An 11793-nucleotide genomic window follows, 5' to 3' on the forward strand; every position below is an offset into this window, starting at 1 on the left:
CCGCCCCAGCCACCCTGAGCCCGCCCCTCCTCACCTGTCCCTTCAATCACCAGACCCGGTTGCGACACACTCCAACCCCATCCTGAGAACTGCTGGTCGAGGGGCGCGGATGATTGCCAGCCTGACAGCGCGGGGATAGGGTGCCGATCATGACCGTTCCCCCCCTCTCCGCCCCCGTGACGCCGCCGCCTCCCGTGTCGGCCCCAACGCCTGCCGCGGCGACGCCCCCGGCACCGCCCGTGGGGTTGCTTCGGGCCTGCGCCAGCGATCCGGCGCGGTCGCGCGGACGCCTCCATGACGAGCACGAGTCCCCGCCCCGGACCGCCTTCCAGCGCGACCGCGACCGCATCATTCATTGCGGCGCGTTCCGCCGCTTGCAGTACAAGACCCAGGTGTTCGTCTATCACGAGGGCGAGAACTACCGCACCCGCCTGACCCACAGCCTGGAGGTGGCGCAGATCGCGCGTTCGGTGGCCCGGGTGCTGGGGCTGGACGAGGACCTGGCCGAGGCCCTGGCGCTGGCCCACGACCTGGGGCACACCTGCTTCGGTCACGCCGGGGAAAAGGTGTTGCGCGCCTGCATGCGCGACCATCAGGGCTTCGACCACAACGCCCAGAGCCTGCGCATCGTCACCAAGCTGGAACACCGCTACATTGCCTTCGACGGCCTCAACCTGACCTGGGAGTCGCTGGAGGGACTGGTCAAGCACAACGGCCCCCTGGTGGGCCGGCCGGACAGCCGGCCGCTCCCCCTGGCCATCGCCGAGTACGCCGAGACCCACGACCTCGACCTGCACACCCACGCCGGCCCCGAGGCCCAGGTGGCGGCGCTGGCCGACGACATCGCCTACAACGCCCACGACATCGACGACGGCCTGCGCGCCGGTCTGTTTTCCGAAGACGACCTGCGCGACGTGCCGCTGGCCGGACCGGTGTTCCGGGCCCTGGCCGACGCCCACCCGGGCCTGGAGCGAAGCCGCCTGATTCACGAGTCGGTGCGCCGCCTGATCAACGCCATGATCGCCGACCTGTGCGCCGAGACCGCCCGCCGCTTCGCCGAGGCGCGCCCCGAGCGGGTGGAGGACGTGCGCGCCATGGACCGGCCCCTGGTGGCTTTCTCCGACGCCATGCGGGACCACGACCGCGCCTTCAAGGCGTTCCTGTTTCCCAACATGTACCGGCACCACCGGGTCAACCGCATGACCAGCAAGGCCCGTCGCGTGGTGCACGACCTGTTCCACCTGCTGCTGGCCGAACCGGCCCTGCTGCCCGACGACTGGGGGCGGCGCGCCGCCGCCGCCGGCGACGATACCAGCCGCCGGGCGCGGGTGGTGGCCGACTACATCGCCGGCATGACCGACCGCTTCGCCCTTGACGAGCACGCCCGGCTGTTCGATCCCTCCGTCAAGCCCTGACCGCGCCCCGTTTTCCCGACTGCACCGGACCGTTTCCCGTCATGAACGTTTTCAACGCCTACAAGGACCGCCTTCTCGACCTGCTGCACGCCATGGCCGGCGACGGAACCCTGCCGGCGGGCCTGGACCTGTCGCGGGTCACCGTGGAGCCGCCCCGCGATCCCGCCCATGGCGACCTGGCCACCAACGCCGCCATGGTGCTGGCCAGGCCGGCCGGGCTGAAGCCCCGGGATCTGGCCGAGACCCTGTGCGCGCGGCTGACGGCGGAAGCCGGGGTGGCCGAGGCCGCGGTGGCCGGACCCGGCTTCATCAACCTGCGTCTGGTGCCGGCGGTATGGCTGGGCAGCCTGCGCGCCTGCCTGCGCAAGGGCGAGCGCTACGGCGACTCCACCCTCGGGAACAGCCGCCGGGTCAACGTGGAGTTCGTGTCCGCCAACCCCACCGGCCCCATGCACGTCGGCCACGCGCGCGGCGCGGTGGTCGGCGACGTGCTGGCCGGCCTGCTGGAGAAGGCCGGCTACCGGGTGACGCGGGAGTACTACGTCAACGATGCCGGCGCCCAGGTGGACGCGCTCGCGCGGGCCGTTCACGCCCGCTACCGGCAGGCGCTGGGACGGCTGAGCGACGACGCCCTCGACACCCTGCTGGCGACCAAGGCGATCGAGTACGGCGGCGACTACCTGATCCCGGTGGGCCGGGTGCTCGCCGACGAGATGGGCGACCGCTGGGTCGACGCGCCGGAGGCCGAGTGGCTGCCGGCGATCCGCGAGCGCGCCGTGGCCATGATGATGGACCTGATCCGCGACGATCTCGCGGCCCTGGGCATCGCCTTCGACGTGTTCACCAGCGAGCGGGCCCTGGTGGCCGCCGGCCGCGTGGACGACACCCTTGCGTTCCTGAGCGACAAGGGCCTGATCTACACCGGCGTCCTGGAGCCCCCCAAGGGCAAGACCCCCGAGGACTGGGAACCGCGCCCGCAGACCCTGTTCCGGGCGACCGACTTCGGCGACGACGTGGACCGGCCGGTGCGCAAGTCCACCGGCGCCTGGACCTACTTCGCCGGCGACATGGCCTACCACCGCGACAAGGTGGCGCGTGGGTTCCAGGACCTGATCAACGTGTTCGGCGCCGACCATGGCGGCTATGTCAAACGGTTGCAGGCCGTGGTGCGGGCCGTCGGCGAGGACCAGGCCAGCCTGGACGTGAAGCTGTGCCAACTGGTCAAGCTGCTGGACAACGGCGAGCCGGTGAAGATGTCCAAGCGCGCGGGCACCTTCGTCACCTTGCGCGAGGTGGTCGACCGGGTCGGCCGCGACGTGGTGCGCTTCATCATGCTGACGCGCAAGAACGACGCCGCCCTGGACTTCGACTTCGCCAAGGTGACCGAGCAGAGCCGCGACAACCCGGTGTGGTATGTGCAGTACGCCCATGCGCGCGCCTGTTCCGTGGCCCGTCACGCGGCCGAGATCTTTCCGGGACGGGACCTGTCGCCGGCGGCGCTGGCCGACGCGGCGGTGGAGCGCCTGGAAGCCGAGGAGGAACGCGCCCTCATCCGCCTGCTGGCCGGCTGGCCCCGGGTGGTGGAAAGCGCCGCCGAGGCGCACGAGCCGCATCGCGTCGCCTTCTACCTGGCCGACGTGGCCGCCGCCTTCCACGGACTGTGGACCAAGGGCAAGGACGACGTCGCCCTGCGCTTCCTGAGGCCCGACGACGAAACGTTGTCGCTGGCCCGACTCGCGCTTGTTCAAGGGGTGGCGACGGTGATAGCCTCGGGCCTTGGAGTCTTCGGCGTTCAGCCAGTAAGGGAACTTCGCTGATGCCAGGCATGAGTCGGTTCCGGCGCGACGGGCATGAGGAACCGGTTTCCCTCGACGACGAAATGTTCCGGCTGCTTCCGGAAGACACGGACCCCACCCTCGACGGGGAGGACGCGCGCATCCGGGGCCGCCATGCGCGGGATCGCTCCAGGACTCGCGGCGACGACGGCGCCTTCGGTCTCGACGACCTCGGTCCCCAGGACGGCCCCGACCCCGCGACCCGGTTCGGGGAGCGCCGCTCGGTCATGACCCTGCTGTCCGCGCTGGTGATCCTGGTGGTGGTCGGCGGCGTGGTCTGGTACCTGCTGCTGGCGCCGCCCCCCGATCCGGTCGCGCAGGCCCCCGCCGAGACCACGGACACCGCCGTTTCCATCCCCGCCGGCCCCGTCCTGCCGGTCGTCGCCGCCGACACCGAGCCCTATAAGGTTCGCCCCGAGGATCCGGGCGGCCTCCAGGTGCAGAACACCGACATCCGCGTCTACGATCGCATCGGCGACAACCCGGCCGAGAACGACGGCCCCCGGGTCGAACAGTTGTTGCCGCGGCCCGCCGCCCCGGTGGCGCCGCCGACCCCGGTGCCCGCGCCGGACCCGCCGCCACGCGTGGCGGCCGCCGCGCCCGCCACCGGCGACGCCGCCGCGCCACCCCCACCGGTCCCGCAGCCGGACCCGTCACCGGAGGCAAGCGCGCCGGAGGCGCCCGAGACGCCGGCTCCCGAGCCCGCCGACGGCCCGTCCACCGTGGCGTCGGCACCGCCGCCCGCCGCCCCAGCCCCGGCCGCCCCAACCCCGGCCGCCCCCGAGCCCGCCGCCGCGCCCACGCCGGCCCCGGAAAACGTGACGGCCGCCGCCCTGCGGGGACCGCAGGTCCAGCTTGCCGCCTTCCGCGCGCGGCCGGCGGCCGAAGCCACCTGGCAACGCCTGGCCAAGGCGCATCCTGACCTGCTGGGACCGCTGCCCCACGCCGTGGTGTTCGCCGACCTGGGAGACCTGGGCCAGTTCTACCGGTTGCGAGCCGGCCCCTTGCCGTCCGGCGAGGCGGCGGAAACCCTGTGCCGGTCCCTGAAGCAGCGCGACGTGGAGTGTCTTGTTGTCCGTGAGTAAAGCGCCCCTCGGGGCTCCCCTGGCCGCCATCCTGGGATGCGCCGGGGCGCGACCGACCGCCGAGGAACGCGCGCTGTTTTCCGCCGCCAATCCGCTCGGCTTCATCCTGTTCCGCCGCAACGTGGACACCCCCACCCAGGTCGCCGATCTGGTGGCGGAGTTGCGCGCCCTGGTGGGACGCGCCGACGCCCCGGTCCTGATCGACCAGGAAGGCGGGCGGGTCTGCCGCCTGGCGCCGCCGCACTGGCGCGCCGTGCCGCCGCAAGGGGTGGTCGCCTCGCTGTATTCCCGCGATCCCGCCCTGGCGCGCGAGGCGGTGCGCCTGAACACGCGGCTGATCGCCGCCGATCTGGTCGCCCTCGGCATCGACGTGAACTGCCTGCCGCTCCTCGACGTGCCCAGCGCCGATGGTCACGCGGTGATCGGCGACCGCGCCTTCGGCACCGATCCGGCCACCGTCGCCGACCTGGGCCACGTGTGCGCCGAGGCCCTGCTGGAGGCCGGCGTGCTGCCGGTCGTCAAGCATCTCCCCGGGCACGGGCGGGCGCGGGCCGACTCCCACGAGGAACTGCCGGTGGTGACCACACCCCGCGCCGACCTGGAGCGGACGGACTTCGCGCCGTTCCGGGCCCTGGCGGACGCGCCCCTCGGCATGACCGCCCACGTGGTCTATACCGCCATCGACGCCGATCGTCCGGCTACCCTGTCGCCCACGGTGATCACGGAGATCATCCGGGGCCACATCGGGTTCGACGGCCTGCTGCTGACCGACGACATCTCCATGAAGGCGCTCAACGGCGACTTCACCCGCCGCGCCGGACTGTCGCTGGACGCCGGCTGCGATGTCGTGCTCCACTGCAACGGCGATCTGGCCGAGATGCGCGCCGTGGTCGCCGGCTGCCGGCCCATGGACGCCGCCGCCCTGGCGCGGCTGGACCGCTGCCACGCCGCCCGCCGCCGACCGGCCCCGTTCGACGCCGACACGGCCGTGACCCGCCTGCGGGAGCTGATGCCGGCATGAGTTTCGATCCCGAAATCCTGGTCACGGCCACCACCTGGGTCATTCCGGTGCTGCTGGCCATCACCCTGCACGAGGCCGCGCACGGCTGGGCCGCCTGGCGCCTGGGCGACGATACCGCACACCGTCTGGGGCGGGTCAGCGCCAACCCCATCCGTCACGTGGACCCGATGGGCACGGTGGTGGTGCCGGGGCTGCTGTTCTTCACCGGGGCGCCGTTCCTGTTCGGCTGGGCCAAGCCGGTGCCGGTGAATTTCCGGCGGCTGCACAACCCCCGCCGCGACATGGTGCTGGTGGCCGCCGCCGGCCCCGCCAGCAACCTTGTGATGGCCTTCGCGGCCGTGCTGCTGTTCCATCTGGTCCCGTTCGTGCCGGCGGTGGCCATGGAATGGACGGCCCGCACGCTGTCCAACCTGATCGTGCTCAACCTGCTGCTGGCGGTGTTCAACATGATCCCGCTGCCGCCCCTGGATGGCGGCCGGGTGGCGGTCGGCCTGCTGCCCCGGTCGCTGGCCCTGCCGCTGGCGCGCGTGGAACCCTATGGCTTCATCATCCTGATCCTGGGCCTGTTCCTGATTCCCTTCGGCGCGGCCCAGATCGGCTATGACATCAACCCCTTCGCCTGGGTCATCCTGCCGGCGGTCGACGGCTTGATCGAGGTGATGTCGCGGCTGGCCCTGCTGGGGTAAGGGCCGAGAGACCGGCCGGCGCGGCATCCAGGAAGGGACGGCGGATGACCGACGACACTCTCCCCCCGGCCAGCCCCCGCGCCGACGGCGGGCTCCCCTTCGAGGAGGACCCCGCCCCCGGCGGCACCGATCCGGCGGCCCTGGTCCTGGCCCTGGACGGCTTCGACGGCCCCATCGACGTGCTGTTGGCCCTGGCCCGCGAGCAGAAGGTGGATCTCGCACGCCTGTCCATCCTGCATCTGGCGGAGCAGTATCTGGCCTTCGTGCGCGCCGCCCGCGACCGCCATCTGGATCTGGCCGCCGACTACCTGGTCATGGCCGCCTGGCTGGCCTTCCTGAAGTCGCGCCTGCTGCTGCCCGTCCCGCAGACGGACGACGAGCCCAGCGGCGCCGAGATGGCCGCCGCCCTGCAGTTCCAGTTGCGGCGGCTGGAGGCCATGCGCACGGCCGGACAGGCGCTGATCGCCCAACCGCGCCTGGGGGACCGGGTGTTCGCGCGCGGCCGGCCCGAGGTGCTGGCGGTGCATCGCCACACCGTGCACGACCTGACGCTGCACGACCTGCTGACCGCCTATGCCGGCCTGTACCGGCGCGGCGAGGTGCGCAACCTGACCATTGAGCCCGTGGACCTGGACTCCGTGGATCAGGCCCTGACGCGCATCACGCGCCGGCTGGGCCTGGCCGTGGACTGGACCGTGCTGGTCCGCTTCCTGCCCGACGACCTGCGCGACGACCTTCATCAGCGCTCGGCGCTCAGCGCCACCTTCGTCGCCAGCCTGGAACTGGCCCGCCGGGGCGCCGTGGACCTGCGCCAGGAGGGCGGACCGTTCTCCCCCATCTCGTTGCGGCGCCGGAGGTAACGCCTCATGACCGACGCCCCGCCGCCACCCCCGGACGAGTTCGACCTGCTGCGCCGCCTGGAAGCCCTTCTGTTCGCCGCCGCCGCGCCGCTGACCGAGACCGACCTGAAGGCCCGTCTGCCCGCCGGGGCCGACGTGGCCGGCCTGCTGCGCACCCTGTCGACCCAGTACAGCGGGCGCGGCGTGACCCTGGTCCGGCGCGGGGGCACCTGGGCTTTCCGCACCGCCCCCGACCTGGCGGAAGCGCTGACCCTGGAGACCGTGGAGCCGCGCAAGCTGTCGCGCGCGGCCGTGGAGACGCTGGCCATCATCGCCTATCACCAGCCGGTCACGCGCGCGGAGATCGAGGAAATCCGGGGCGTGACCGTCTCCAAGGGGACCCTCGACGTGCTGCTGGAGGCCGGCTGGATCCGCCCGCGCGGGCGCCGGCAAAGCCCCGGACGGCCGCTGACCTGGGGCACCAACGACGCCTTCCTGGATCACTTCGGGCTGGAGAGCCTCAAGGACCTGCCGGGCATCGCCGAGATGCGCGCCGCCGGCCTGCTGGATGCGCGACCGGCCCTGGCCGCCTATGGCGCGCGGGCGGGCGCGGACGACGGCGCGCTGGAGGACGTGGACGACGCGGACCTGGAGAGCGCGACCCCGCCCGATCCCCTGGATCCGGACGGCGGCTTGTAGACGGGGCCCGCACTGGCATATTCTGCCAGTATCGGTCCCCCAGTCCCGGAAACACGCCCATGCCCACCCGCAACGTCGTCATCACCGACCACCAGGCCACGATGATCGAGCACCTGGTGGCCTCCGGCCGCTACCAGAACGCCAGCGAGGTGCTGCGCGACGGTCTGCGCCTGATCGAGACCCGCGAGGCCGAGGAGGCCGCGCGCCTGCAAGCCTTGCGCGACGCCGTGGCGATCGGCATCCGCGATATCGAGGAAGGACGGTCCATAAGGTTTGACAGCGCCGACGATGCGGCGGATTACTTGTCCAGGCGCGCCAACACAATCTTGCAAAGCCCCAAAGACGGCAACTCGAAACCTTGAACACACGCACGGGACGATGGGACGTCCGCCTCACTCCGGCGGCCGTGCATGACTTCGATGGTATCGTGGAATGGACGGCCGACCATTTCGGCCCGACCCAAGCCGGCCGTTACGGGGACACAATCCTCGACGCCCTTCGGACTCTCCGCGCCGGCCCCTCGGCGCTGGGTGTCCGGCCACGTGATGACATCGCCCCCGGCCTGATGACCCTCCCCGTGGCGCGCGGCGGGCGGACGGGGCGCCATCTCATCGTCTTCCGGATCGTCCCCGACGACCACCACCCCACCGTCGACGTCCTGCGCATCCTCCACGAGTCCATGGACCTGCCCCGGCACCTGACCGACGACGAGATCACGTAACGCGGTCGCCCCGCGTCACTGACCCAGACGTGACTCGCCCGAACGCGGCATCGGCTCGTCAGCCTCTGCCTTGCGGAAGAACAGCGTCACCGTGCCCAGGGTGATGCCCCATTTGGACATGGTGGCGCGGTTAACGAGCACGCCGCCCGGCTGCAACCACATCCAGTCGTTGAAGTGCACCTTCAGGGACCGCTCGCCCATCTTCAGGTCCAGGTCATAGGCCCAGTTGAGGGCGTTGCCGTACGCCTGGCCGCCGGCGGTACCGATGATGTCGTCCGCCCGGCCCTCGTAGGTGTGGTTGTCCAGGCGCCGGATGCGCCAGACGCGCCGGTCCGTCTCCCCGTCCGCATAGTCGAAGTGCTCGTCCAGGGTCAGGGTCTCGCCGTCCCAGGTGCCCTCGATGTCCACCACGAACTGACGGCGCAGTGAGCCGAAGCGGTCCTCGAAGATTCCCCAGGCCAAGGTGCGGCCCAGGAAGTACTCCTCCAGGACCAGCTTGGGTTCGGTGTTCGCGAAGTCCTTGGGTTTCATGGCGTCGAATCCTGTCATGGTGGCGATGGCGGCCATCAGCACGACGACCACGGCAAGGCCCGCCAGCCAGCGGGTCCAGCGGCCGCGCCGGCGGCGGCCCGGAGGAGAGTCCTTGGCGGGGGCGTGTCTGGGGGTCAGCATGAGGCGGCTCCGGTGCGATCCAGGCGTTTGCGAATGATGCCCTGGCGGCGCCGGGTCAGGGGGTGGTTCCAGACCAGCGCGATCACCCCCAGCTTCAGGGCCACGGGCACCAGGGCGTACAGGGTCACCAGCATGCCCAGCGCCAGAGGCGTCTGGGTGGCGGCCTCGGTGTCCAGGCCGGCGGCGTCCAGGATCGGGAAGGCCAGGCCCACCGCCAGCGCCAGCGCCCCCTTGGTGCCCATGCCCCAGAGGGCGAAGAAGACACCCTCGCGGCGATGTCCGGTGCGCAGCGCGTCCAGGTCGATGACATCGGCCTGCATGGCCGGCGGCAACGCCAGGTCCGCGCCCAGGGCGGCGCCGGTCAGCAGGCAGATAACGGCGAAGGCGGCCACCCCGGCCGTCCCGGGGTCCAGCAGCGGCACCCAGACGAAGGCCGCGCAGGCCAGAGCCATGGCGGCGGCCCAGGCGCGATGCTTGCTCCAGGCGCGGCTGAGCGCCAGCCAGCCGGGAATGGCCGCCACGGCGGCGACGAAGTACAGCAGGATCAGCGCGTCACGGGTCCCGGCGTCCACCTGGAGGCCATGCTGAAGGTACAGGGGGAACAGCACCGCCGGCAGCCCGCCGGCCAGGCCGTTCAGCACCCAGGCCGCCAGCAGCCGCAGGAACGGGCGGTTGCCCAGCACCGCGCGCGCCTGACCCCAGGGCGAGGCCCCCAGCCGCGTCGGCGGCGGGCGGTCCGGCGCCGGCTCCGGCACCCGCGCCAGCAGGAGCACGATGGCCGGCGTCCCCAGGGCCACGGCGGCGACGGCGACCAGCGCCAGGCCGGCCTGCTCCGCCCACCCCAGCGCCGAGGCGAGCGCCGGCATGGCGGCGGCCACCAGGATGCCGACGATCATCAGGCCCTCGCGCCAGCCGGTGATGCGCGCGCGCTCGTGGTAGTCCCCGGACAGTTCGGCGCCCCAGGCGGTGTAGGGCACGTTGACGAGAGTCCAGCCGAGGTACAGCACCAGGGTCCACAGCATCAGGTGACCCAGGCCGGCGCCCTCCGGCGGCAGGAACAGCATCAGCAGCGCCGGCGCCGCCATCAGCCCGCCCAGCGCCACCCAGGGCTTGCGCCGGCCCCAGCGGGTGGGCCAGCGATCGCTCAGCAGGCCCACCAGCGGATCGGTCACGCCATCCACCAGCCGCGCCAGCAGCAGCACGCCGCCCACGGCCGCCAGACCGAGCCCCAGCGTCTCGGCGTAGAGCGTCGGCAGGAACACGAACACCGGGATGGTGGGCATGGCCAGCGCCAGCCCGGGCAGGCCATAGAGCGTCACCGTGCGACGCCAGGACGGCGACCGCGCGACCCGGTCGCCGGGCGCGGCGATGGCCGGCGGCGGCGTCACGGCCGCGCCGCCGCGATCTGCACCACATCGATGGCGCCGCTTTCGAAGCCCACCTTGCAGTAGCCCAGGTAGTAGGTCCACAGGCGCCGGAAGCGCTCGTCGAAGCCTCGCCCGCCGTCCAGGATCCCGGGCCAGGCCGTCAGGAACGCGTCACGCCACAGACCCAGGGTGCGGGCATAGTCGGCGCCGAAGGCCAGCCGCTCGCCCACCGTCAACCCGGCCGCCGTCAGCCCCTCGGCGAGGTGGCGGGTGGTCGGCAGCATGCCGCCCGGGAACACGTGGGTCTGGATGAAATCGGGGTAGGCGCGGTATTCCTCGAAACGGTCCTCGGCGATGGTGATCACCTGAAGGCCGGCCCGCCCACCAGATCGTAGGCAGGCGCCGAGACGCTCGAAGAACAGCGGCCAATGCTCCTGGCCCACCGCCTCGAACATCTCGATGGAGGCGACGGCGTCGAAGGTGCCGGTGACGTCCCGGTAGTCCTGCAACCGCAGGTCAACGCGGTCCGACAGGCCGGCGGCGGCGATGCGGCCCCGCGCCCAGTCCAGTTGCTCGCGCGACAGCGTCAGACCGGTGACGTGGCATCCGAACTCCCGGGCGGCGATCTCGGCGAAGCCCCCCCAGCCGCAACCGATCTCCAGCACCCGTTGCCCGGGCGTCAGGTCCAGGGTCCGGCACAGGCGGCGGATCTTGGCTGTCTGGGCGTCCTCCAGGCGCTGGTCGGGGGTCTCCCACAGGGCCGCCGAATAGGTCATGGACGGGTCCAGCCACGCGGCGTAGAAGTCGTTCCCCAGGTCGTAATGGTAGGCAATGTTGCGGCGGCTGCCGTCGCGGGTGTTGGCATTGCGGCGATGGTTGCGGCCGCGCAGCCAGTGGCTCAGGGCCGCGCCCGTGCGTCCCACGGAGATGCCGTCGTTGTTGGCCGCCGCCAGGTGCAACACGGCCTCCAGGTCGGGCGTATCCCAGAGGCCATCCACGTACGCCTCGCCGAAGCCCACCGCGCCCCCCAGCACCAGCCGGCGCGCGGCCCGGGGATCCCGCAGGATCACCGCCGCCTCGGGACCGGGGGCCGCGCCCTCGAACACGCGTTCGGACCGATCCGGACGGATCAGGGTCAGACGCCCGCGCCGCAACCGCCCCAGCAGCAGATTGAGGCCCGCCAGGGACAGGGCATCGGCGCCGGGCGGGGTCCAGGTCCGCCGCCGCGAGGAACGGGGCGCGGCCGGCCCGGCGATCGGCGTCGACGGCGACTCGCGGCCGGCGGACGGCCCCTCCGCCAGGGCCAGCCTCAGGGCGTGGTCGGATCGCGGCACGCGAGCGGACTCGGACCACGATGCCGGGGTGGACTCGGAATCGGACGCGGGCACTGAACGGTCGGACATCGGCGCGAGATCCTCGTGTGTCTTGATCCGGGGGGCACCCCCGCGACCGG

Annotated in this window: 12 protein-coding genes; 9 read left to right on the plus strand and 3 right to left on the minus strand. The window is 72.2% G+C overall.

Going from position 1 to position 11793, the window contains the following annotated elements; all coding sequences use genetic code 11:
* The first annotated feature begins 149 nt into the window (after positions 1-149).
* From GGD89_RS07145 to GGD89_RS07185, 9 genes are read left to right on the plus strand one after another with little or no spacing between them, the layout of a single operon-like run.
* A complete protein-coding gene (locus tag GGD89_RS07145) occupies positions 150-1415 on the plus strand; it encodes a deoxyguanosinetriphosphate triphosphohydrolase (RefSeq protein ID WP_184043582.1) in 1266 nt (421 codons plus the stop codon).
* A gap of 41 nt (positions 1416-1456) precedes the next feature.
* A complete protein-coding gene (gene argS, locus GGD89_RS07150; protein ID WP_184043584.1) occupies positions 1457-3232 on the plus strand; it encodes an arginine--tRNA ligase in 1776 nt (591 codons plus the stop codon).
* Positions 3232-4335, plus strand: coding sequence for an SPOR domain-containing protein (locus GGD89_RS07155; RefSeq protein WP_184043586.1), 1104 nt, complete (start codon positions 3232-3234; stop codon positions 4333-4335). The genes argS and GGD89_RS07155 overlap by 1 nt, the downstream gene beginning before the upstream one ends.
* A complete protein-coding gene (gene nagZ / locus GGD89_RS07160) occupies positions 4328-5356 on the plus strand; it encodes a beta-N-acetylhexosaminidase (protein WP_184043588.1) in 1029 nt (342 codons plus the stop codon). Before GGD89_RS07155 ends, nagZ begins: the two co-directional genes overlap by 8 nt.
* Positions 5353-6042 (plus strand): site-2 protease family protein, encoded by a 690-nt coding sequence (locus tag GGD89_RS07165; protein ID WP_184043590.1) that lies wholly within the window; start codon positions 5353-5355, stop codon positions 6040-6042. The genes nagZ and GGD89_RS07165 overlap by 4 nt, the downstream gene beginning before the upstream one ends.
* A 44-nt stretch (positions 6043-6086) precedes the next feature.
* The gene (locus GGD89_RS07170; protein ID WP_184043592.1) at positions 6087-6902 is read left to right on the plus strand and encodes a segregation and condensation protein A; all 816 of its coding nucleotides are present in this window, start codon (positions 6087-6089) and stop codon (positions 6900-6902) included.
* A gap of 6 nt (positions 6903-6908) precedes the next feature.
* Complete coding sequence (scpB, locus tag GGD89_RS07175) at positions 6909-7580, plus strand: SMC-Scp complex subunit ScpB (RefSeq protein ID WP_184043594.1); 672 nt, start codon at positions 6909-6911, stop codon at positions 7578-7580.
* Between the two features lie 59 nt (positions 7581-7639).
* Complete coding sequence (locus GGD89_RS07180; RefSeq protein WP_184043596.1) at positions 7640-7942, plus strand: type II toxin-antitoxin system ParD family antitoxin; 303 nt, start codon at positions 7640-7642, stop codon at positions 7940-7942.
* Complete coding sequence (locus GGD89_RS07185) at positions 7939-8301, plus strand: type II toxin-antitoxin system RelE/ParE family toxin (protein ID WP_184043598.1); 363 nt, start codon at positions 7939-7941, stop codon at positions 8299-8301. Before GGD89_RS07180 ends, GGD89_RS07185 begins: the two co-directional genes overlap by 4 nt.
* A 15-nt stretch (positions 8302-8316) precedes the next feature.
* On the opposite strand, the gene GGD89_RS07190 is transcribed toward GGD89_RS07185, so the two are convergent.
* Genes GGD89_RS07190 through GGD89_RS07200 form a run of 3 tightly spaced genes read right to left on the minus strand, consistent with a single transcriptional unit; the run spans position 8317 to position 11743 of the window.
* Positions 8317-8973 (minus strand): DUF3833 domain-containing protein, encoded by a 657-nt coding sequence (locus tag GGD89_RS07190; protein WP_343058553.1) that lies wholly within the window; start codon positions 8971-8973, stop codon positions 8317-8319.
* Positions 8967-10361 (minus strand): MFS transporter, encoded by a 1395-nt coding sequence (locus GGD89_RS07195; protein ID WP_343058554.1) that lies wholly within the window; start codon positions 10359-10361, stop codon positions 8967-8969. The genes GGD89_RS07190 and GGD89_RS07195 overlap by 7 nt, the downstream gene beginning before the upstream one ends.
* Complete coding sequence (locus GGD89_RS07200) at positions 10358-11743, minus strand: SAM-dependent methyltransferase (protein ID WP_184043600.1); 1386 nt, start codon at positions 11741-11743, stop codon at positions 10358-10360. Before GGD89_RS07200 ends, GGD89_RS07195 begins: the two co-directional genes overlap by 4 nt.
* Positions 11744-11793 lie beyond the last annotated feature (50 nt).

This window comes from Roseospira visakhapatnamensis, assembly GCF_014197915.1.
In the GTDB taxonomy this organism is placed as follows: Bacteria; Pseudomonadota; Alphaproteobacteria; order Rhodospirillales; family Rhodospirillaceae; genus Rhodospira; species Rhodospira visakhapatnamensis.

What these genes read in the sequence shown, in the direction of transcription:
- GGD89_RS07145 (WP_184043582.1), top strand. Translation starts at nt 150, where the DNA reads ATGACCGTTCCCCCCCTCTCCGCCCCCGTGACGCCGCCGCCTCCCGTG.
- argS (WP_184043584.1), top strand. Translation starts at nt 1,457, where the DNA reads ATGAACGTTTTCAACGCCTACAAGGACCGCCTTCTCGACCTGCTGCAC.
- GGD89_RS07155 (WP_184043586.1), top strand. Translation starts at nt 3,232, where the DNA reads ATGCCAGGCATGAGTCGGTTCCGGCGCGACGGGCATGAGGAACCGGTT.
- GGD89_RS07165 (WP_184043590.1), top strand. Translation starts at nt 5,353, where the DNA reads ATGAGTTTCGATCCCGAAATCCTGGTCACGGCCACCACCTGGGTCATT.
- GGD89_RS07170 (WP_184043592.1), top strand. Translation starts at nt 6,087, where the DNA reads ATGACCGACGACACTCTCCCCCCGGCCAGCCCCCGCGCCGACGGCGGG.
- scpB (WP_184043594.1), top strand. Translation starts at nt 6,909, where the DNA reads ATGACCGACGCCCCGCCGCCACCCCCGGACGAGTTCGACCTGCTGCGC.
- GGD89_RS07180 (WP_184043596.1), top strand. Translation starts at nt 7,640, where the DNA reads ATGCCCACCCGCAACGTCGTCATCACCGACCACCAGGCCACGATGATC.
- GGD89_RS07190 (WP_343058553.1), bottom strand. Translation starts at nt 8,973, where the DNA reads ATGCTGACCCCCAGACACGCCCCCGCCAAGGACTCTCCTCCGGGCCGC.
- GGD89_RS07200 (WP_184043600.1), bottom strand. Translation starts at nt 11,743, where the DNA reads ATGTCCGACCGTTCAGTGCCCGCGTCCGATTCCGAGTCCACCCCGGCA.